Genomic DNA, 19,412 nt, shown 5'->3' with positions numbered 1-19,412 from the left:
ACCGTTGATTTTACAACCAGATGACCCCGGCTGGATGAAGGCGGGGCCTGGGTGGCGGTACCCACAGGCGCGACAAGGCTTAGAATGTCCGGCTGCATCCCCCGTTCGACCCCTGGAGTACCCCATGACTGTTGCGCAGTTCTACCCGATCGGCACCCCGGACAGCCCTGGGGCGACGCGGAACGCGCACAGTGGCGGGCCCGCCAGCAGCGCCAGCGCAGCTACCACGATGACGTGGTGGCCGCCCTTGAGCGCCTGGACGACAGCGTTTTCGACGTGATCCAGTACGGCCAGCTGGACTATGCACCGGACCATTACCCGCTGTTCGCCGTGGTCAACCACGACTGGAACCCGGCGCTGCCGACCGCGCTGATCACCGGCGGCGTGCATGGCTACGAAACCAGCGGCGTGCACGGCGCCCTGCAGTTCCTGGAACAGCAGGCCGAGCGTTACCTGGGCCGGCTGAACCTGATCGTCGCGCCATGCGTCAGCCCGTGGGGCTACGAGCGCATCCAGCGCTGGAACCCGGATGCGATCGATCCGAACCGTAGCTTCCGTGACGGCGGCCAGATCAAGGAAGCCGCCGCACTGATGGCCTGGGTGGGCGAGCGCAAGGCGAACCTGCTGGTGCACCTGGACCTGCACGAGACCACCGACAGCGACCTGAACGAGTTCGATCCGGCGCGCTGCGCGCGCGACGGCAAGCTGTTCGAGCGCGACACGATTCCCGATGGCTTCTATGTGATCGGCAACAGCGAAGATCCGCAGGCCGAGTTCCAGAAGGCCCTGATTGCCGCAGTGGCGCCCATCACCCACATCGCCCCGGCCGATGCCGACGGCAACCTGGTCGGCCTGCCGCTGCAGTCGCCGGGCGTGGTCTGGGGCGAGTCGCGTTCGATCGGCGCCTGCGCCGGCTTCACCGACGCACGCTTTGCGACCACCACCGAGGTCTACCCGGACAGCCCGCGCACCAACCCGCAGGAATGCAACGACGCCCAGGTGGCGGCGGTGTGTGCGGGCCTGGATTTCGCCCTGGCGGCGCAGTAGCGCGCCACGTTGCGGGCGGTGACCGGCATCAGCCGGTGCCGCTTCTTCGCCGGCGCGGCGGCCACAGCCGGCGAACCCGACGGGCGGCATCCGGCAAACACATCCAGATTACGCTGGTACACCGTGCTGCTGACCCCGAACAGGCCCAGCAGCGAGTGGAAGATGTTGTCGTGGCTGTGCGCCCGTTGCAGCGCATTCCCACGCAGGCAGGCCATGTCGAGGCCCGCGTTGCGGCCGAAGTCCGATGAGAACCACATCACCATCGGCACCTGGGTCTGTTCGCGCGGGGCGATGAAGTAGGGCGTGCCATGCAGGTACATGCCGCGTTCGCCGAGCGACTCGCCGTGGTCGGACACATAGATCAGCGCAACGTCGCGCCGGTCCGAATAGCCTTGCAGCAGGTCGATGGTCTCCGCCAGCACCCGGTCGGTATGCACCAGGGTGTTGTCATAGGTGTTGACCAGCGCCTCGTTGCTGCAATGCTGGATCTGGTTGCTGTCGCAGGTCGGGCTGAAGGCCCGCGAGGCAGCCGGATAGCGCTCGAAGTAGGTCGGGCCGTGGCTGCCCAGCTGATGCAGCACGACCAGGCCGTCGCCGTTGATCGCGTCGATGCGTGTGCCAAGCTGGTGCAGCAGCACGTCGTCGTAGCAGGTGCCGTCGGTGTTGACGCACTGGCCCGCCACCTTCAGCGCAGGCATGTCCTCGGTCGGCACGCGCTCGCACACGCCCTTGCAGCCGCCATTGTTGTTGTTGCGCCAGAGCACGCTGACGCCGGTACGCTGCAGGATGTCGAGCACGTTCTCCTCGGTCGCCGCGCGAACGTTGTCGTATTGCTGGCGGGTCATCTGCGAGAACATGCACGGCACCGAGATGGCCGTTGCGGTTCCGCACGAGGAGACATCACTGAAGCTGATGACGCCTTCCGTGCGTGAGAGCCGGGGATTGGTTGCGCGTGGGTAGCCGTTGAGCTGGAAGTTCTGTGACCGCGCGGTCTCGCCGACGACCATGACCACCAGCTTCGGGCGCGGGCCGGGTATGCGCCGCGCGTCCATGCCGATCGGGCGCAGCGGTTGCTGGCGGGTGCTATGGAGGCTTTTCAGGTAACCGTGGGTATGGCGCATCACGTTCAACGGCAGTACCTGGTCGCGGATGTAGCGGTTATTGCGCAGCAGCGAGGAGTAGTCCTTGTAGAACGCAAAGCCGATCACCAGCAGCATCACCAGTGACGCCAGAACGTTGGCCGGCCACACCAGCAGCGACCGTATCGAACCCGCTCCGCTGGCGGTGCGCACCAGGGCAAGCGCTGCAGCGGGCATCGCGCCCAGCGCCAGCAGGGTCAACAGCAGCGGCAGCGAGAGATAGGCGTTCAGTTCGGCCTGATTGGTCTCGAACACGTTCTGCACCATGCTGCGATCGATCAGCACGTTGTAGTGCAGCATGAAATAGCTGCAGGCGGCGCTGGTGACGATGAGTACGGCCAGCAGCGGCTTGCGCACGAAGGGTAGTGCCAGCAATGGCGTCAGCAGCAGATTGAACAGGCAGAACAACACCAGCGGCAGGCTGGCCAGGAACAGGATGCTGCGCACACCGTTGAGATCGGTCAGTTCCCACAGCGACTTCCAGAGGGCGATGTTTCCAATCGTGGTGAAGAAAAACGCTGCGGCCCAGACCAGGATGATCGGATGGGGCCGTGGAAAACGGAGGCATTGACGCACGAGCAGGGTCCGCGGAACAGGAGTGCGCGCAGTATCGAAACGGCCTTATCAGGAAGTTGTCAGGATTGCCGGCCTAGCCCAGCAGGATCACGCCCCACACCGCGCCGACCATCAACAACGCGGTGGTCTGTGCGGCGCTGCCCATGTCCTTGGCGTTCTTCGACAGCGGGTGCTGCTCCAGCGAGATGCGATCAACCACGGCCTCGATTGCCGAGTTGAGCAGTTCCACCACCAGGCTGATGAAGCAGACCGCCAGCACCAATGCGCGCTCGACCGCGCTGATGTCCAGTACGAACGCTGCAGTGATCAACAGCGCGTGCAGGAGCAGCAGCTGGCGAAAAGCAGCCTCGCCACGAAAGGTAGCGATGAATCCGTCTCGCGAATGGATCAGGGTGTGGAAGATGCGGCCCAGGCCGGTCTTGCCATGCGGGTACTTGCCGCTGTCCTTGGGGTGCTGCATGCCGTTTCCGCCGTGAAGTGAGCAATCCCCAGCATGTGCACGCACGTGTCAGGAAACCGTCAGGCGGGCCATTCCAGGCTGAACCGGCATCCCTGCTGCGAGGAGTGCACCGTCATCCTCCAACCCAGGTGCTCGACGATGCGCTGCACGATGGACAGCCCCAGTCCCTCGCCACTGTGCGGGCTGCCGGGCACGAAGCGCTGGAACTGCTGTGGGTCGATACTGGAGGGCAGGCCGGGTCCGGTGTCGGCGAAGGTGAGTGCGGTGTCGTGGAGGGTGATCCTCACTTCGCCCCTTTCGGTGTACTGGCAGGCGTTGCGCAGCAGGTTCCAGATCACGCTGTGTGCCAGATCTGCGTTGGTGTCCAGCACGGCGTCATGCCGGGCATCAAACGCAACGATCACCGGCTTGCCGGAAATCCACAGTTGGCAGCGCTCCATGCAGGATTCGATCAATGGGCGCAGGGCCACCTTGTTGCGCGGCACGGAGCCGGGGGTACGTGAGAGCAGCAGCAGGCAGGACAGCTGGCGCTGCATCTCCTGGGTAGTGCGCAGGATACGCTCCGCGCTGGGGACCAGGTGGCTGTCGGACGGAAGCTGGCAGGCAAGGGTTTCCGCAGCGCCGCCGATGATGGCCAAGGGCGTGCGCAGCTCATGGCTGGCATCGCCGCTGAAGCATTGCTCGCGATGCAGGAACCGTTCGAGCTCATCACTGTGCCGGGCGAAGGCACGGGCGAGTACACCGATCTCGTCGCGGGCGTCCTGACAGGGAAAGGGCTTCCGCCCGCTCTGCACGGCATCGGCCAACTGCGTGATGGGCGCGATGACGTGCGATGCCACCCTGCGACCGATCAGGAAGGCGCCGAGCACGCAGATCGAAATGACCACCGCGGCAAAGGCATTGATCAGGTGTTCCAGGTAGCCATAGGGTGCAGCGTCCTGCAGCAGGTAGTAGCGCTGGCCGCCACTGTCGAACACACGCAGGTGCCACTCGTCGGGTCCCGCTTCGCCGTGGTAGCCCAGGCCGTACTGGCGCAGCACCATCGGCACGCTATGGCTGTCGTACAGGTGGCTGCCCGGGGCAGGGCGGGGCGCTCGCCACGGGCCAGTGCCGCCTGCAGCTTGTGCACGGCACTGTCCTGGGTCCGGGCGATGACCGCGGCCCTGACCTGGTCGTAGTCCACCTGTTCGGCCAGGACGATGAAGCCCATCGCGCCGGCCATCAGCAGCACGAACGAAATCGTGATGCGGGTACGCAGGGCCAGGCGGCGGTAGAGAGCGGCAGGGGTCACGCCGGCATGCGCCAGCCGACGCTGTGCACCGTGGCGATCAACGTGGTGTCGAAGCTGCGGTCCACCTGCAGGCGCAGTTCATGGATGTGGGTACGCAGCGCGCCGCTGTCCGGTGGCTCGTCGCCCCAGACCAGGTATTCCATCTCCTGCTTGCGCACCACGGCCGGGGCCGCGCGTACCAGGCACATCAGCAGTTTGTGCGACGTAGGCGTCAGCGCGATGCAGCGTCCCTGCCGCCAGGCCTGCGGCGACCGCGTATCGACCTGCAGGTCCTTCCACGCCAGTACGCTGTCGACCTGGCGGCCCTGGGCGCGTCGCACCAGGGCCTTGATCCGCGCATCCAGCTCCTTCAGCGAGAAGGGCTTGACCAGATAGTCATCCGCGCCCAGCGCCAGGCCCTGCACGCGGTCTTCGACCGGATCGCGCGCCGTCAGCATCAGGATCGGCACCGGATTCTGGAACTCCTGGCGCAGCTTCCGGCACAGCGCCATCCCGTCCAGGCGTGGCAGCATCAGGTCCAGCAGGATGGCATCGTAGTCGTTCTGCGTGGCCCGACGCAGGCCGCTGGCACCGTCGCGGGCGTCGTCCAGCACGTAGCCGATAGGCTCAAAGAAAGCGTACAGGTTGGCTACGAGCTCGGGGTTGTCTTCGATGATCAGCAGGCGGGTCATGGCGTGCGTCCTTGCGCGTGGCCGAACTGTGCCCGATCCCTGACTGATTGCCAATGCGCATGCTGAATGGATCGCGGCCTGGGTTCGGCCGCGTCAAGCGACGTTTAATGGGCCGGCATCTTCGGAAACGAACTGCCAGCCGATATCTTCCGGTTTGTCCGAAAAGAACAGGCTCATGTAGGTCGGCTTGTCCTTGTTGATCAACGAGGTGCGGAACGATTCGACCACCTGTTCGATGGCATTCACATCAGCCGATGATGGGCGCTGGCTTGCGTGTGCCGGCAGGCCTGCGGCGAGGCACGCAGCGAGAAGCGCGTTCTGGATTCCGGTGGTTCGCATCGTTCATGACGGCCTTCGTAGGGTGGAAGCGCCGCCGGGCCACGGCTACAGGGCCCCGGCGCGCTCCGCATTCAACGATGCAGCGCGTCGATGATCAAGCCGGTCGCGATCTCCACCAACAGGTACTCGGTGTCGGACTGGCGCACCCAACGCTGGCCGCGACCCGGATTGCGCAGGTCATAACGCGCGTAATCGTCCACCCAGTAGCGGCGGTCCACTTCGGCCCAGGGCAGGCGGTCGCCACGACGCCAGGCCTTCTTCTGCCAGCCGGGCGGCGGCGCATCACGGTTGTGCGGGCCGCCAGCATGCGGCGGCGGGCCGTTGCCGCGGGCGTGATGCGGCGGGTCAGCGAAGGCGGGGGCCGCAGCCAACGCGGTGGCGGTGGTCAAAGCGATGGCAAGCAAACGTGTGGTCTTCATGGAAGTGCCTCCGTCATGGCCGCAGCATGCGCCGCTGTGGCGGGAATATAGGGCAGTCAGTGTGAATGAATACGGGTTTGGGCGGCACTTTTCTGAACAGACGGCGCGGCCTGCAGCCGCTGCCAGTCAACGGGTCACTGGACCCCGCCCGGGGCTGAATCTGTTGCAGCCCAGCCTCCACCCAACGACAGGAAAAGATCCATCTGCCGGTCAATGCGCTCCGCGCGCGAGACGGCCAATGCGGACTCCGCATCTGCCAGCGCGGCCTGGGCCGAAAGCAGGTCGAGAAAATCGATCCTGCCGAAACGGTAGAGCTGCTGCGCCTGTCCCGCGGCCCGCGCTGCGTCCCCATGCGCCTGTGCCAGGCTGCGCTCGCGTTCAAGCGCCTGCGTGCAGGCAGAAAGCGCAGTCTCGGTCTGGCGAAGTGCCTGCAGCACCGCGCCGTCAAAGGAAGCAAGAGCCGTATCTGCATTGGCACCGGCCGCTGCGATGCGGGCCTTGGCCACGCGGCGGTTGGGCCAGTGCCATGACAGCAGCGGCCCGACGCTCGCCCCGAAACTGTCGGCGGAAAGCAGATGCGCCGGTGTGCCAGCCACGCCCGAAGAGGCGCCCAAGGTGATCTGCGGATAGAGACCCGCCGTCTCGACACCGATCATTGCAGTCGCGGCGGCCAGGCTGCGTTCGGCTGCGCGTACGTCAGGGCGCCGCTGGAGCAGCTGCCAGCCGTCACCGACCGGCAATGCCTGCTGCAGCTCAGGGGGCTGTGGGCACCCTTCGGCCTCCCTGGGATAGTCTGCCGGGACTTTGCCCATCAGTGCGGCCAGTTCGAACAGTGAGGCCTGCCGTTCCGCCAGCAGGTGCGGTACCGCCGCCGCGCTGCGATTGACGGCTGCACCGGCACGGCTGACATCGAAGTCCGTTCCGCGTCCGCCCGCAGCCAGGCGTCGGGTTGCCTCCAGCGTGGCGCGCTGTATCGCCAGCACCTGCCGGGTTGCAGCGAGCGTGTGATTGCTTGTGCACACCTGGAGATAGGCACGGGTGACGGCCGCAGCGACGACCACGCGGACCTGGTCGCGTGCCGCAGCAACCGCCTCCGCGTCCGCGTTGGCGGCTTCGATGCCGCGGCGGATGCCACCTGCAAGATCCAGTGGATAGGAGAGGTGGAGGCCCAGCGCGTACGACTGCGGCGCGGCCGACGCCTGGGTGTAGCCACCGGCATGGACGAGCGTGCCCGATGCATCCACGTCGGCCTGCACGGCACCGCGCGCGATACTCCAGCACGGCAGCGCTGGCGCGCCGAAGGTTGGCATCGGCGGCGCGCAGGTCGGTATTGGCCGCCAGTGCATCGCGTACGTAGGCGTCAAGCTGGGGTCGCCATACAGTTCCCACCACCGATCCGGTGGTGGGTCGTGGCTGAACGATGCCTCTTTGCCCGAGACGAACGCCTGCGCCGCGCGTGTGGAGGCAGCGACGGCATTCGCAGGCAGGTGATAGTCGGGGCCGGAGACGCAGGCCGTCATCGGCAGCAGCAGGGCAAGCAGCCCACCGCGTAGTGTTCGCAGGCTCACTTGCAGGTTCCCTGTGCCGAGGGCGTGATGGTCACACTCGCAGTGCGACCGACGATCAGGCGGGTATCCGGCCGCGCATCATCAATGCGGATGCGTACCGGGATCCGCTGTGCCAGCCTCACCCAGGTGTAGGTCGGCGCCACCGCCGGCAGCAGGTTGTGGGTGCTTGAGCGCTGATCGTCGGCAATGCCGGCGGCGATGGTATCCACGTGCCCGCGCACGTCGTGGTCGTCGCCCATCAGCCGGGCCACGGCGGCATCGCCCTCGGTGATGCAGGCCAGCTTGGTTTCCTCGAAATAGCCCTCGATGCGCAGGCTGCGGGTGTCGATCAGCGCCAGCGCCTGTGCCCCCGGCTGCAGGTAGTCGCCCGCGTGCAGGTCCAGGTTGGTGACGATGCCATCGGTGGTCGCACGCACCTCGGTGCGTTGCACATTGAGCCGGGCAACGCGCTGTTCGGCCCGCGCCTGCGCCAGGGCGGCCAGCTCGGTATCGACCTTGGCGGCATTGCGTTCGCGGGTTTCCGAAGCGACCAGGTTGCCCAGTGCGTTGTCCCGCGTCGATTCGCGGCGGGCCAGTGCCAGCGTGGCGCGTGCGCTGCTGGCCGCTGCGTCGGCCTTCTCAAGTGCGGCAGCGAAGCGCGGCTGGTCCAGCACCAGCAGCAGCTGTCCGGCGCTGACCCGCTGGTTGTCGTGCACCAGCACCTGGGTGACCAGCCCGCCCATGTCTGACGCAACGCGCACCACATCGGCGCGTACCCGTCCATCGCGCGTCCACGGGCGTGTTTCGTAACGCTTCCAGATGGACAGTGCGGCAACGACAGCAATCGCGAATACAAGCAGCGTAGCGCTCCAGCGCCCGATGACGGCAAGCAGGTGTTTCATTTCATTTCTCGAGCAGGGGCGAAAGCCGGATCATCAGCTCCACCAGGATCACGAACAGGGACAGGCCCACCAATGGTCGCGCGGCGAACAAGCGGTACAGGCGGAGACTGGCGAGCAGGCGCGAGGTCAGTACCGACAGCGCCAGCGCGGCGACGGCCACGGCGAGCAGGCCGGGGATCAGCACGCCATCAATGGAGAGATCAGAAAACATGAGGTCAGTGCCGAAGGGTGAGCGCGGGTACCAGCAGGTCGCGACGTAGCCCGCAGAGCAGATGCAACAGGTGATCCCGATCAGCCCCGCTGCTGGCCGTCGCGGCCTCGCGCATGCGGTCGAGCAGTTCCAGAAGATGGGCATCGACACTGCGTGGCGCGTGCGAGCGGATCCTGAAATGTGCGGCGACGCGTTCGATCAGCGCCGCATGAAGTGCCCGAACGTGTGGGTTGTCCCGGCACTTGTCCAGTGCGCGGAGTTGGCTGGATGCACGTGCCGCACGAACATCCGCAAACAATGCCCGCAGGTCGTGCGCGGCGCTGGAACGGCCCTGCAGCCTGGGAGCGAGCAGCCCGATTCGATCCAGCATGCGGCTGAGCCAGGCGCGTGTCACATCACCTTGTCCGGCGGCGTGTCGTGCGATATCCCGACGGATCGAACGCTCCAGCCGTGCGCGGTTGCGGCCCGCATCGGCGGTCTGGAACAGCTGCATGCTGCACAGTGCCACCGTCGTACCGATGAACAACGCAACGCTGTTGTTGAGTGCGCCGACGATGTTGATCGCATTGGTCGCACCCAGGCCGGCGATGAGCGGGAAGGTCAGCACCACGCCCAGCGCGGCCATGATGAAGGGCGGCCGGGCCAGGAACGATCCGCACAGCAGCAGCACCGGCGCGAGCGCGGCGACCAGGCCGGCGATACCCGACAGCGAAGGAATGATCACCAGGGCGTACACAAGACCGACGGCGACACCGATGGCGGAGCCGACCAGGTAGCGCATGACATGCGGCGCTGGCGCTTCGATCGTGCCGAACAGCACGCACGCCGCGTCGATGATGGACACCGCCGTGGCGCCGTCCGACCAGCCGGTAGCGATCCACAGAATGCAGCTCAGCAGGATGCCGACGAACGCGCCCAGCGCGCTGCGCAGGGCAAGCCGATGATCCTGGTGAAGTACCGCACCCTGCACATGTCGCGCAAGGCGGGCAGGTACATGCCGACGCCAGTGGGGCCTGGCGGTGTGCAGTTGCGCCTGCAGCACGCGGCAGTCGGCGTGGGCGAGGTCGAGCTCCGTCTGTTGCGCGGCGAGGCCGGCCTGTAGCAGATCGCGCCAGCCCGTTGCATCCATCGCGCCGGCCTGTGGTGAACGCAGCCGGTCGATGGAATCTTCCACCGCGCTGGACAGCATCAGCACGTCCAGCATCCGGTCATGCAGGGCACGCAGGATCTGCACCTGGGCCACGCCGTGGGCGCTGTCGAAGGGCAGGTGGATCGACAGCACATGCAGCTCGAGCAGGTCGGCCGCCACTTTCGAGCGGTCCGTCGCCAGCACCGTGTCCGATGCGCCGGCGCGCATGTCCCGTGTCCATCGTTCCGCGTCATCCAGCACGGCAGCGACCCGTGCGTGCACGCGCATCGAGACCCGGCGCGGCAGCACCAGCCCATGGACCAGCGTTGCGGCCAGGATGCCGATGGCGATTTCCTGCACCCGCGTGATGGCGATGGTGAACACCTCTCCCGGCACCATCACCGCAGGAAACCCGATCAGGCTGGTGGTATAGCCGGCCAGCAGAAACGCATAGGCACGTGGCGTGCGGTCGAGCATCGCCAGATACAGGCAAAGCGACATCCAGGTGGCGAGCGCGGCGCTCAGCACCAGGGGTGCATTGGCGAAACGCGGCACCAGCACGACGGTGGCGACGGCCCCGCCCACGGTACCGAGCAGGCGGAACAGGCCGCGGCTGAGTGTCGCCCCGGACAGAGGCTGCGATACCAGATAGACCGTGCCGATCACCCAGAACGGGCGATTCAGGCCGATCCTTAGAGAGACATACAGCCCCAGCGACGCGGCGAGCAGGCATTTGAGCGAGAAGAGCACCGCCTCCTGGTCGGTCCTGAGGGCAGGGCTTTTCAATCGGGCAATTGCCTGGAACACGTGGGGGCGGAACGGGGAGGGGGAGTGCATGCGGCTCATGCTAGTGATCGGCCGCACTGGCGAATTTCGCTACAATGACAATCAATCGCTAAAACCGGTCAATGTGAGAATGGCTCGCATTTCGCTCCCGGCTTTGACCTGGACCCGGACGAGACCGATCGCCCGGCGGTTGCCAGCCGCCTGCAGGTGGCCGAGCACGACGCGGAAATTCCGGTGCATGAGCATCGAAAGGGCCAGCTCATTCTTGCGCTGCATGGGGCGGTGACCTGCGAAGTGGCCAATGCGCTGTGGATCGTGCCGCCCCAGTGTGGCGTCTGGATTCCGGGCGGCATGCCGCACAGCAACCGCGCCACCGCAAACGCGCGCCTGTGCTACCTGTTCGTCGAGCCCGGCATCGTCGACCTGCCGGCGCAGTGCGTGACGCTGGCCATCTCGCCGATGCTGCGCGAGATGATCCTGCACCTGGCCGACGCGCCGCTGGACTATCCGCATGGCAGCCACACCGACCGGCTGGCGCGGGTGTTGCTGGACGAGCTGGTACAGATGCCGGCTGAGCATCTGTCGCTGCCGGTCAGCCATCACCCGAAGGTGCGTGCGCTGGCTGCGGCGCTGTCTGCGGATCCGACAGACCGCAGCACCATCGGCCAGTGGGCCGTGCGCCTGGCCCTGGGCGAGCGCACGTTGACCCGCCTCATCGAACGGGAAACGGGACTGTCTTTCGGGCGCTGGCGGCAGCAACTGCACCTGCTCATCGCCATTCGGGAACTCGCCGCCGGTGCACCCGTACAACGCGTTTCCGAGACGCTGGGCTATGAGTCGGTGACGGCCTTCATCACGATGTTCAAGAAGGCGCTTGGCCTTTCCCCGGCGCGGTACTTTGCGGTGCGCCTGCGTGGGCAGTAGCAGGGAACAGCGGGGGAAGCCCCTGCCTGGAACAGCTACTTTAAAGTGCCTGAGACAGATTGAATCGCGGCCACCACCGCAGCAGGATCCTCGCGCTGGAGGGTGTGCCCGGTCGCCAGGTAGCGATGCGAGCCGCGCGTGAATCCCGAGAAGAGCAGGGCGTGCTGTGCTTTCCAGAGCGCCTTGCCCGCTGCGGTCTCTTCGAAGAACAGCGGTTCGGCAGCCAGCTGGGTTGCAGTCAGCAGCGCTACCGGCACGTCCGGCATCGTGCGCGGGTTTCCGCACCGGGTGCATCCAGCTGTTCGGTCAGCACGGCATAGTCGGCGGCCATGGCCGGCGGCAGCATTGCCTGCAGCTGGGCATCGTCTGCCTGCACGCGTGCACTGTCGGCCTGCTTGAACGCATGGCGCTGCCCCATCGTGGCCGGGTCCACCAGCACCAGGCCCTGCAGCCGCTCCGGATGGCGGCGTGCAAACTCCGTGGCCAGCAGGCCGCCATAGGAGTGACCCACCAGCACCACGCGGCGACCGGGAGCGAGCGTATCGATCACGGCCGTGAGGTCGGCCAGATGCGCATCGATGCGCTTGGGGTGACCGTCGCTGCCGGACTTGCCGAGTCCCGCACGGGCGTAGGTGATGCTGTGATAGTCGTGCCCCAGACCCGCGACCACCTCTTTCCAGGCGCCCGCGCCCTGGCCGAAACCGGATTCAAAGACCACGGTGATCGGGCCTGACCCCGTTTCTTCGGCCTGCAGTGCGTAAGCGCCTCGATCCACCTGGATTTCCCCTGCGTGGGCGGTGCTTGCAGTGGCCATCAACGCGGCCAGCACCCACAACGTCACTCGGCTGCTCTTCATTGCCATTCCCCTGGGCCGTGACGCGTGCCATCCCTTCCGACGGGTCAGGTCTGCAGCGGAGTGCCACAGCCTGGCGACCTCGCGACGGGTCGTGCTGGTAATGTAGTGAGGTATAACACCTGCTCCCTGTGCAGGAAGTCATGGTGCATGAGGTCGCTGCGCCTGCGCTGCGGGTTCTTCCGCCCCCTATCAACGCGGCTGACCTTGCCGGCATCTGGTGCGTCGGATCTGACGCTGCTTTTGCCCTTTGTCGCCGGCGTTGCAGCAGTTGGAGGAAGGGATGCCGGCAATCTATTGGGTTGCATTGGGTATCGTCTGCGCTATGGTTGGAATTCAAACTGTGTATTGAGCCCTATGAAGCTGACGCGCGGATGGTTTCTTGCACTATCTGTAATGTGGCTGGCCATTTTCACTTTGATGCTGTGGCTTGACCGAATATGGGATGCGTGTGGCGCGTTGCTAGCTGCGACAGCCTTCTTTCTCGTTGCCTTGAGGAGAAAGCAGCATTTGGCTGGTGGATCACAAGAGTAGCGTGCCTTCTCAGCCCCCTCTTCGAAGGGGGGGGCTTGAGAATCTTGACTCCACCGGTAATCGCACCCCGCTGACCACTTCGGCAGGCACCGCCAGCTACACCTATCCCCAACCAGCCATCGCCTGGCTGCGGTGGATGGCGAGGTACGCAACCATGACGCAGCGGGGAATACCACCAGCATCGGCAGCAAGACGTTCATCTACAACGATGCGAACCGCATGAACGCGGTGAGGCAGGGTGATGCCGTGCTGGAAAGCTACGGTTACAACCATCGCGGTGAACGCGTGCTGCGCACCCCGGCCGGTGGCGCGGCGCAGATCACGCTGTACGACGAGGCAGGACAGTGGCTGGGCAACTACTCGGCCACGGGCCAGGCGCAGCAGCAGGCCATCTGGCTGGATAACTTCCCGGTGGCGCTGATCAATGTGCCGGCTACCGGCGTGCCGGCGTTGGCCTACGTCCAACCAGATCATCTGGGTACGCCGCGCGTGGTGATCGATCCGGTGCGGAATGTTGCAATCTGGGGGTGGAGCAACAAGAGCGAGGTATTCGGCAACCAGATTCCGAGTGCAGACCCGGACGGGGATGGTGTGGCGTTCGAACTGGCACTGCGCTTCCCGGGTCAGCAGGCAACGAGTGCGAGTAGCTTGTTCTACAACTATCAGCGCGAGTACGACCCATCCGTGGGGCGCTACTCTCAGAGTGATCCCATCGGGCTGGATGGCGGCATCTCCACATTCTCTTACGCTGAAAGCAATCCTCTGTCCTATGTTGATCCTCTAGGGGAAATGTCGCGACGCAAAGGTGAGCGCAATTTGACTCGCTCGCCAGATGGCACAGGCAACCCGGATAAGCATTGGAAGGATGATCCCAAGCGGCCAGGATGGGGTTGGCAGCTGGATGGCCATTCAGGCAAGCCGAAGTACAAAAAGAGACCGCACTACCTGCTTCCCCCAAAGGCAATCGGGCCGGGTCTGGTCCTCCGGGTTGCCCTTCAGGTAGCCTGTGAGAATGGCGACCTTGCCTCCTGCAAGACGCTCTGTACTCTGTTCCCTGAGGTCTGTGGCAATGTTGACTTCGCCGGACCCAATGTAGCGATGTGTTCAACTGAGGGGCCGTCGTTGAATTTGCAGTGATAGGCAGTGATCCGTCGATCTTCATGGTTCCAGGCACAATGCGGCCTGGATTCCGTGATGGTTCGCAGCATGCCTGTAGATGACAGGACGTGGAGTTGATAGTGAAGTCATTGCATTCGCGAGCGAAGATTGACTTGGCGCCCTTGACCGCAAGGGCTCTAAGAAAAATAGTGGGGAGTCTGTTCCATCGCCGGCACGACTATGGTGATTTCGAGCCCGAAGAACTGCTGGATGAGCTTGCGCGGCTAGGTGTTACAACGGCCAAGCAATTCAGACTGCTTATGAAAAAACATCGTCGCGCAATTCTTCGGGACGAGAGGGCGAAGATGTCTAGAAGAAAGATGCTCTACCTCTTGGACGAGTTCGGCCCTGAAGGTCTTGACATGCATACCAATACCTCTTGGTTCGCGACTTCGGGATTGGTGCGGCAAGCCATTGAGAAGGAATTCGGCTGGGAGGCATTTATCGCTTTGTACGATCGCCAGCCAGGCGCCGCCTCTGGTTCTTCTGAACAGTCGGCGCCCTAGCATGAAGTCCATTGCGCTTTGGAGAATGAAGCGCGAGGCCAAGAGGAGCGGTCTGCGAGTCGTTGGCAATTTTTTGATTGCGTTACATACGCGCGATGTTATCTCAGGTTTCACGTTGGATCCTGCGCCATCCTCTACCTATGTATGGACCTTCGTAATTCCGACATATGATGATTTGCCCTACCTGCACATGTCTCTAGGTCAGAGGATTGCAAGCGCGGAAGTGGATAAAGGTTTTTTCTGTGGAATGCATGAGGCGCATGCCAAAAAGCTTGAGACAGTGAGAACGGCGGCAGACTTGTTGCTCTATGTCGACAGTCTTGACTTCACAAGCGACTATTCGGAATGGGTAAAATACATATCCGCCATCCGGCTTGGCGATTTCGTGGCGGCGGACGCGACGCTGAAGACGCTTTTGAAGTTGCCAATGTCCAATGCTATTAAAAGTAGATTAGATGCGATTCTTTCTGTACTGAAGAATGGTGGTGAATCCGGCGCGCAGCATCTTTTGGAGGCGTGGTCTGTTCAGACGGATCGATTAGTGGGTGGCAGCTCCAGGGGCAGCGGACGGTAGCGAATCGTCGCGCTGCACGCAGCCCTAATGCAGCAGGGAATACCACGCTCTGACAGCAGATCGTTTACCTGCAGCGATACCAACCGCATGAACGCGGTGAAGCAGGGTAATGCCGTGCAGGAAAGCAACGCCTACAACCATCGCGGCGAGTGCGTGCTGCGTACCCCTGCCGGTGGAACTGCCCAGATCACGCTGTATGACGAAGCAGGGCAGTGGCTGGGCAACTACTCGGCCACGGGCCAGGCGCAACAGCAGGCCATCTGGCTGGACAACTACCCGGTGGCGCTGATCAATGTGCCGGTTACCGGCGTGCCGGAGCTGGCCTACGTGCAGCCGGATCATCTGGGCACGCCGCGTGTCGTGATCGATCCAGCGCGTGATGTCGCGATCTGGGAGTGGAGCAACAAGAGCGAGGTGTTCGGCAACCAGCTTCCGAGTGCCGATCCGGATGGTGATGGTGTGGCGTTCGAACTGGCATTGCGCTTCCCGGGCCAGCAAGACGGAAGCCGCTACCTTGTGCTGCCAAGTCTGATAAAAGGAAATCCGATCAATCAGACCGTTGATCCTTGCGAGAGAACCATCAAGAATGTGGCTTTGCCAGGTCACCAATTGGCGGATCGGTCACTATTTCAATTCAACAGAGGAGCGGTGTGGTGGGTGCGCATATCGTTGGAGCTGTTATCGGGCCGAATCCGATCATGAATAAGCTTATGGGGCCGATGATTTTTGAGTATCTCGGTTCCCGCGCTGCGAGGTCTTTGGGGCCATGAATAATGTGCTAAAGAAGGGCTCAAGGCGCCGATTGGTGTTCGCTCTGTTTCTGCTCGTATGGTTCGTAAAATCTATTTTGGGATTCATTGCTGTCGCAGGACGAGATGCTCCTGGCTACCCGGGCGCTGTGAGAGGCTTCCCATATCCGTATCTTGGAGATGCGACATTTTACGTTGTAATACCGGCTATGTTTGTAGGGCTTAACGTGATCATGTTTTTGTTCGCGAGCAGGATTCCGAAATGGTTAGCCATCATCGTTGCGGGGCTGCAATTATTTACTCTGCTGATGCTCCTGTTTCTTGGTGCAGGAGGAATTTAAGTGAGCTGCATATCCGAAGCCCCGCCACGCGGGGCTTCTCTTTCACCTGCAACGATGCCAACCGCATGAGCTCGGTGAAGTTGGGTGACGCCACAATTGAGAGCTACGGTTACAACCATCGCGGCGTGCGCGTGCTGCCTACCTCGGGTAGTGGCGTAGCGCAGATCACCCTGTACGACGAAGCAGGGCAGTGGCTGGGCAACTACTCGGCCACCGGCCAGGCGGAGCAGCTGGCCATCTGGCTGGACAACTACCCGGTGGCGCTGATCAATGTGCCGGCTACCGGCGTGCCGGAGCTGGCCTACGTGCAGCCGGATCATCTGGGCACACCGCACGTGGTGATCGATCCGGTGCGCGATGTGGCGATCTGGGAGTGGAGCAACAAGAGCGAGGTATTCGGCAACCAGCTTCCGAGTGCCGATCCGGATGGCGATGGTGTGGTGTTCGAGCTGGCGTTGCGCTTCCCGGGCCAGCAGGCCACGGATGCGAGCGGGTGGTTCTACAACTATAGTGGTTCGATCAAAACATCAAGGGCGACTCCACCGCTGACTCCGCTGCGGATCAGCTGGCAAACCGCCTCGGACGATCATCTGGACAAATGAGCCGTACGCGGAGTTGCTCGCAGATGTGCGGGAGCTATCGACCCGGTGGAAACTTCCCTTGCTGATGACTCGGATGCCTCAGATGTACGCCCCCAAGCTGCTCCCAATCGTGACGCTGTCAATCGCACTTTCTGGTTGCATGGAAGTTGCCAGCACCGAGTATGCAGACCGCAATCAAGCCGTCTCAAGGCAAGCAATCGGTGAATCCAAATGGTTGCCTTCATGGTTGCCAGAAGATGCAGTCAATATACGCGAGTCGCACGACATTGACACAAATGAATCGTGGCTGGTTTTCCACCTGACCAGCGGGGTTCTTACTTTGCCCGAAGAATGTAGGCTGGTGAGCAGGCCGGAGCTGTCCGGCGCGCGAGTCATGCGGAGATTTCCTCAGTTTGCCCGCAGCGCGTGGTCACGAGCATCAAGCTACTCCGGGAAGTTCTATCTGTGCCCGGAGGGTGATGTTGGTCGCTGGGTCATGCGCGATGAAGAGCTGGGCCTTGTTTACAGCGGAATAGCGCTATAAGTGGCTGGGCGGTCTCGCCTGGGAAGCGAAATGCGCGGCTGGCACTTTGCGATGTCCTTTCCCGGTGCCTGATTCGCTACTTTCCGGCCGAGCGTCGAGGTCGGGCATGGGTCACATCGACCTCGCCACTGGCCATGTTCGCGAATGGGAAGGCGCTGTCAGAGCATCGCAGGTTCCGGCAGGTCCTGGGGCGCGTGGCCGTGATGACGACTGTATGGGAGGGGATCTGGGATGTCGGCTCCATGCTCTATTGCGGCTGCAGCGCAGGCGGTGGATGGAGGCGAATAGAAATGAAAGAAAAAATGAGAGAAAGAGAGGCGCTGTCGCCAACTGGCTTCTATGACCAATACTATGCGGACAGTGGCCTGGATCAGGAAACCGTAGTGGAGCTGCTGGAGCATGTTGCAGACGAGCTTCGTTTGCCCTCCGGGAAGCTCCGTCCTGGAGATCGATTTTCGAAGGAACTGTCGCCTGGTGAAGCTGATGGCTGGGACTCGGGATATGGAGTTTTAATATTCGAGCTTCAATCGCTCGCGAAAGAACGGGGTATTGCAGTCAATCGGCGGGTGGATTCGCTCGACGACTACCTTCGTATCATGGCGGGTATCTATTGATGAGGTTGATGCGTACCTGAATGGTTGTATGCGTGAGACGTCGCAGTGCGTACTGAGGATCCGAGGATGCCAAAGGTGAGGTGTGCCGCAGCTGTCATGGCCGGTCTGGTTCTGGCCGGCTGTGCAACATTGGGTGGCGATATGATCGTGCGCGTCTCGGGAAGCGTGCCGCCAGGTCAGGGTGACGTTCGCGCTCTGGATTGTGAGCTGAGCATGCTCGGGGAGGGCGAAGGTGTAGTTTCGTCGAAACCGGTTGGAAGCACATTCTCGGTCCCCATGATGGTCGTTGCAGGTCCGGAACCCCAGAGCTACCAATTCGCCGTTGAATGCACGGACGGCCGGAGGTTCGCATCCAAGCCGGTGCTGATCAGTAGTCGGCGCTCCTATGCTCGGGATCTCAACCTTGGGGAGCTTCAGGAGTGGTGAGAGAGAGGAAGGGGCGGACGAGGTCGCACCACCGTGGTATGCATCTGGTGGATTCCAGTAGATGAACCAAGATTTCAACTCCCTCGAATGGTGTGACGCCACGTTGCTGGCCATCAACATTGATAGGAGCAAACCTGGCGTATGCGACGAGGTAAAGGTCCACGTGCGCTGGCCGGACGGCCGGCAGGCAACCGTCTGCTTCTCGGAAGCCTACGGGTGCTCGGCGCTCATGAACTTCGGCGTACTGGGGGAGGAGGGAATAGAGTTCGCCAGGGTCGAGGACGACGAGCCGGGGCTTGCTCATCTTCTTGATCGTTGGAAGGCGGTCGGCTATCCGTTGTCCGGCCTGAAGTGTTTCCGTATCGAGACTACCTCGACCGGAAGCGTAATTCTCATCTACGCCAGGACATGGCGGATCGAGCATCTGCCGATGGCGGGTGCAGTGTCCTGAAGGATATTCCGTGCCCAGATTCCTCACCCCGACAAGGTCTCCCTCATCCAGGGGAAGCGGTCTGTGAAGAACGAGCGGAGATGTGCTTGGGGTCATGATTTTTGGCCCTGCGGCGACGTTGTCCGCCACACTCTGCAAACTGGGGTCTTGATGATGGTGAGGATCCTGACAGCACTACTTCTGATTGGATTCGGACTTGGATTCTCTGGCGGTGCATGGGCTGTAGGAAAGCGGCCCTTCAAGATGATCCAGTTCTGCGTGCATGACCAAGAGGGCGTGAATCGGTTCAAGCAGACCCTCAGCTCTATCGCCAAGGACGAAGGAATGCAGTACTTCGATGGCAGCGCTGAATTGGATCGCCAGCTTGCCAGGGCAAAGGTGGACGTGAAGCGCCCTGTCGTCTACGTCGGAGTGAAGCGGGAAGATGGCTCAGGACTGGAGGCGGGGAACCTCGGATTGGATCGCTTCGAGATAGCTATCGGCTTCTCTGAAGGGAAGATGCCCGCCGAGGCACGGTCATTTTCTGTTCGCGTCGAACGCACCTTGGCCGAGCGCTGGAATGTACTCGCGATTCGCTCGGCGAAGGGCGCTACGCCGCTGGCATGTCGGGTGGAAGGCGGTTCTCGTTGAAGTCCGTTGC

At 63.0% G+C, this 19,412-nt stretch carries 16 protein-coding genes and 8 pseudogenes; 13 read left to right on the top strand and 11 right to left on the bottom strand.

All coding sequences use genetic code 11. The features are described from left to right. The first annotated feature begins 124 nt into the window (after positions 1-124). Positions 125-1,047: pseudogene (locus DL544_RS12095) on the top strand (M14 family metallopeptidase). Here the strand turns inward: DL544_RS12095 and DL544_RS12090 are convergent. The 10 genes and pseudogenes from DL544_RS12090 to DL544_RS12045 all read right to left on the bottom strand — a co-directional run bounded on the left by DL544_RS12090 (position 951) and on the right by DL544_RS12045 (position 10,577). Further along, complete coding sequence (locus DL544_RS12090; protein ID WP_065185704.1) at positions 951-2,762, bottom strand: phosphoethanolamine transferase; 1,812 nt, start codon at positions 2,760-2,762, stop codon at positions 951-953. The pseudogene DL544_RS12095 and the gene DL544_RS12090 overlap by 97 nt on opposite strands. A gap of 73 nt (positions 2,763-2,835) precedes the next feature. After that, the gene (locus tag DL544_RS12085; RefSeq protein ID WP_139727218.1) at positions 2,836-3,222 is read right to left on the bottom strand and encodes a diacylglycerol kinase; all 387 of its coding nucleotides are present in this window, start codon (positions 3,220-3,222) and stop codon (positions 2,836-2,838) included. A 59-nt stretch (positions 3,223-3,281) separates the two neighbouring features. Next, positions 3,282-4,513: pseudogene (locus tag DL544_RS12080) on the bottom strand (HAMP domain-containing sensor histidine kinase). After that, positions 4,510-5,184 carry a response regulator transcription factor gene (locus DL544_RS12075; protein ID WP_139727216.1) on the bottom strand — a complete coding sequence of 225 codons (675 nt, stop codon included), beginning with the start codon at positions 5,182-5,184 and terminating at the stop codon, positions 4,510-4,512. The pseudogene DL544_RS12080 and the gene DL544_RS12075 overlap by 4 nt, the downstream one beginning before the upstream one ends. A gap of 117 nt (positions 5,185-5,301) precedes the next feature. Continuing rightward, positions 5,302-5,523: pseudogene (locus tag DL544_RS12070) on the bottom strand (nuclear transport factor 2 family protein); the annotation flags it as partial. Between the two features lie 71 nt (positions 5,524-5,594). Next, positions 5,595-5,942 carry an RcnB family protein gene (locus DL544_RS12065; RefSeq protein ID WP_021204235.1) on the bottom strand — a complete coding sequence of 116 codons (348 nt, stop codon included), beginning with the start codon at positions 5,940-5,942 and terminating at the stop codon, positions 5,595-5,597. A gap of 134 nt (positions 5,943-6,076) precedes the next feature. Beyond that, a pseudogene (locus tag DL544_RS12060) lies at positions 6,077-7,510 on the bottom strand (efflux transporter outer membrane subunit). Continuing rightward, positions 7,507-8,391 (bottom strand): HlyD family secretion protein, encoded by an 885-nt coding sequence (locus DL544_RS12055; RefSeq protein ID WP_065185699.1) that lies wholly within the window; start codon positions 8,389-8,391, stop codon positions 7,507-7,509. Before DL544_RS12055 ends, DL544_RS12060 begins: the two are co-directional and overlap by 4 nt. 1 nt (position 8,392) lies before the next feature. Next, complete coding sequence (locus tag DL544_RS12050) at positions 8,393-8,602, bottom strand: DUF1656 domain-containing protein (RefSeq protein WP_065179218.1); 210 nt, start codon at positions 8,600-8,602, stop codon at positions 8,393-8,395. A gap of 4 nt (positions 8,603-8,606) precedes the next feature. After that, positions 8,607-10,577, bottom strand: a complete 1,971-nt coding sequence (locus DL544_RS12045) for an FUSC family protein (protein WP_255312945.1) — start codon at positions 10,575-10,577, stop codon at positions 8,607-8,609. Positions 10,578-10,622: 45 nt separating this feature from the next. On the opposite strand from DL544_RS12045, the gene DL544_RS12040 reads away from it, so the two are divergent. Then, on the top strand, positions 10,623-11,441 hold the full coding sequence (locus DL544_RS12040; protein ID WP_479692448.1) for an AraC family transcriptional regulator: 819 nt from the start codon (positions 10,623-10,625) through the stop codon (positions 11,439-11,441). Positions 11,442-11,476: 35 nt separating this feature from the next. Here the strand turns inward: DL544_RS12040 and DL544_RS12035 are convergent. Continuing rightward, positions 11,477-12,297 (bottom strand): annotated as a pseudogene (locus tag DL544_RS12035) (alpha/beta fold hydrolase). Positions 12,298-12,444: 147 nt separating this feature from the next. Here DL544_RS12035 and DL544_RS12030 point away from each other — a divergent pair. The 11 genes and pseudogenes from DL544_RS12030 to DL544_RS11985 all read left to right on the top strand — a co-directional run bounded on the left by DL544_RS12030 (position 12,445) and on the right by DL544_RS11985 (position 19,402). Beyond that, the gene (locus DL544_RS12030; protein ID WP_139727213.1) at positions 12,445-12,828 is read left to right on the top strand and encodes a hypothetical protein; all 384 of its coding nucleotides are present in this window, start codon (positions 12,445-12,447) and stop codon (positions 12,826-12,828) included. Positions 12,829-12,874: 46 nt separating this feature from the next. Further along, positions 12,875-13,614, top strand: a pseudogene (locus DL544_RS12025) (RHS repeat-associated core domain-containing protein); the annotation flags it as partial. Positions 13,615-14,066: 452 nt separating this feature from the next. Continuing rightward, on the top strand, positions 14,067-14,492 hold the full coding sequence (locus tag DL544_RS12020) for a hypothetical protein (protein WP_065185773.1): 426 nt from the start codon (positions 14,067-14,069) through the stop codon (positions 14,490-14,492). 1 nt (position 14,493) lies between these two features. Next, entirely contained in the window at positions 14,494-15,066 is a 573-nt protein-coding gene (locus DL544_RS12015) for a hypothetical protein (protein ID WP_139727211.1), read from the top strand. Positions 15,067-15,080: 14 nt separating this feature from the next. Beyond that, positions 15,081-15,564 (top strand): annotated as a pseudogene (locus tag DL544_RS12010) (RHS repeat-associated core domain-containing protein); the annotation flags it as partial. A gap of 307 nt (positions 15,565-15,871) precedes the next feature. Further along, on the top strand, positions 15,872-16,156 hold the full coding sequence (locus tag DL544_RS21290) for a hypothetical protein (protein WP_164229610.1): 285 nt from the start codon (positions 15,872-15,874) through the stop codon (positions 16,154-16,156). Positions 16,157-16,194: 38 nt separating this feature from the next. Next, positions 16,195-16,665: pseudogene (locus tag DL544_RS12005) on the top strand (RHS repeat-associated core domain-containing protein); the annotation flags it as partial. Positions 16,666-16,840: 175 nt separating this feature from the next. Further along, positions 16,841-17,281, top strand: a complete 441-nt coding sequence (locus DL544_RS12000) for a YbbD-related protein (RefSeq protein ID WP_139727209.1) — start codon at positions 16,841-16,843, stop codon at positions 17,279-17,281. A gap of 200 nt (positions 17,282-17,481) precedes the next feature. Then, positions 17,482-17,895 carry a hypothetical protein gene (locus DL544_RS11995; RefSeq protein WP_176556923.1) on the top strand — a complete coding sequence of 138 codons (414 nt, stop codon included), beginning with the start codon at positions 17,482-17,484 and terminating at the stop codon, positions 17,893-17,895. Between the two features lie 487 nt (positions 17,896-18,382). Continuing rightward, positions 18,383-18,772, top strand: coding sequence for a hypothetical protein (locus tag DL544_RS11990; RefSeq protein WP_065185693.1), 390 nt, complete (start codon positions 18,383-18,385; stop codon positions 18,770-18,772). A gap of 150 nt (positions 18,773-18,922) precedes the next feature. Next, positions 18,923-19,402, top strand: coding sequence for a hypothetical protein (locus DL544_RS11985; RefSeq protein WP_235646153.1), 480 nt, complete (start codon positions 18,923-18,925; stop codon positions 19,400-19,402). The last annotated feature ends 10 nt before the right edge of the window (positions 19,403-19,412 follow it).

The sequence above is a fragment of the Stenotrophomonas sp. pho genome (genome assembly GCF_006228405.1).
Taxonomy (GTDB): Bacteria; Pseudomonadota; Gammaproteobacteria; order Xanthomonadales; family Xanthomonadaceae; genus Stenotrophomonas; species Stenotrophomonas sepilia.
Note: the sequence above shows the minus strand (reverse complement) of the source record. Positions and strands in the feature narration are given on the sequence as shown.

Excerpts from the sequence above, each read along its gene's own strand:
- DL544_RS11985 (WP_235646153.1), top strand. The coding sequence starts at position 18,923 with ATGATGGTGAGGATCCTGACAGCACTACTTCTGATTGGATTCGGACTT.
- DL544_RS12055 (WP_065185699.1), bottom strand. The coding sequence starts at position 8,391 with ATGAAACACCTGCTTGCCGTCATCGGGCGCTGGAGCGCTACGCTGCTT.
- DL544_RS12015 (WP_139727211.1), top strand. The coding sequence starts at position 14,494 with ATGAAGTCCATTGCGCTTTGGAGAATGAAGCGCGAGGCCAAGAGGAGC.
- DL544_RS12075 (WP_139727216.1), bottom strand. The coding sequence starts at position 5,184 with ATGACCCGCCTGCTGATCATCGAAGACAACCCCGAGCTCGTAGCCAAC.
- DL544_RS11990 (WP_065185693.1), top strand. The coding sequence starts at position 18,383 with ATGAACCAAGATTTCAACTCCCTCGAATGGTGTGACGCCACGTTGCTG.
- DL544_RS12065 (WP_021204235.1), bottom strand. The coding sequence starts at position 5,942 with ATGAAGACCACACGTTTGCTTGCCATCGCTTTGACCACCGCCACCGCG.
- DL544_RS12050 (WP_065179218.1), bottom strand. The coding sequence starts at position 8,602 with ATGTTTTCTGATCTCTCCATTGATGGCGTGCTGATCCCCGGCCTGCTC.
- DL544_RS12045 (WP_255312945.1), bottom strand. The coding sequence starts at position 10,577 with ATGAGCCGCATGCACTCCCCCTCCCCGTTCCGCCCCCACGTGTTCCAG.
- DL544_RS12000 (WP_139727209.1), top strand. The coding sequence starts at position 16,841 with ATGTACGCCCCCAAGCTGCTCCCAATCGTGACGCTGTCAATCGCACTT.
- DL544_RS12030 (WP_139727213.1), top strand. The coding sequence starts at position 12,445 with ATGAGGTCGCTGCGCCTGCGCTGCGGGTTCTTCCGCCCCCTATCAACG.
- DL544_RS12085 (WP_139727218.1), bottom strand. The coding sequence starts at position 3,222 with ATGCAGCACCCCAAGGACAGCGGCAAGTACCCGCATGGCAAGACCGGC.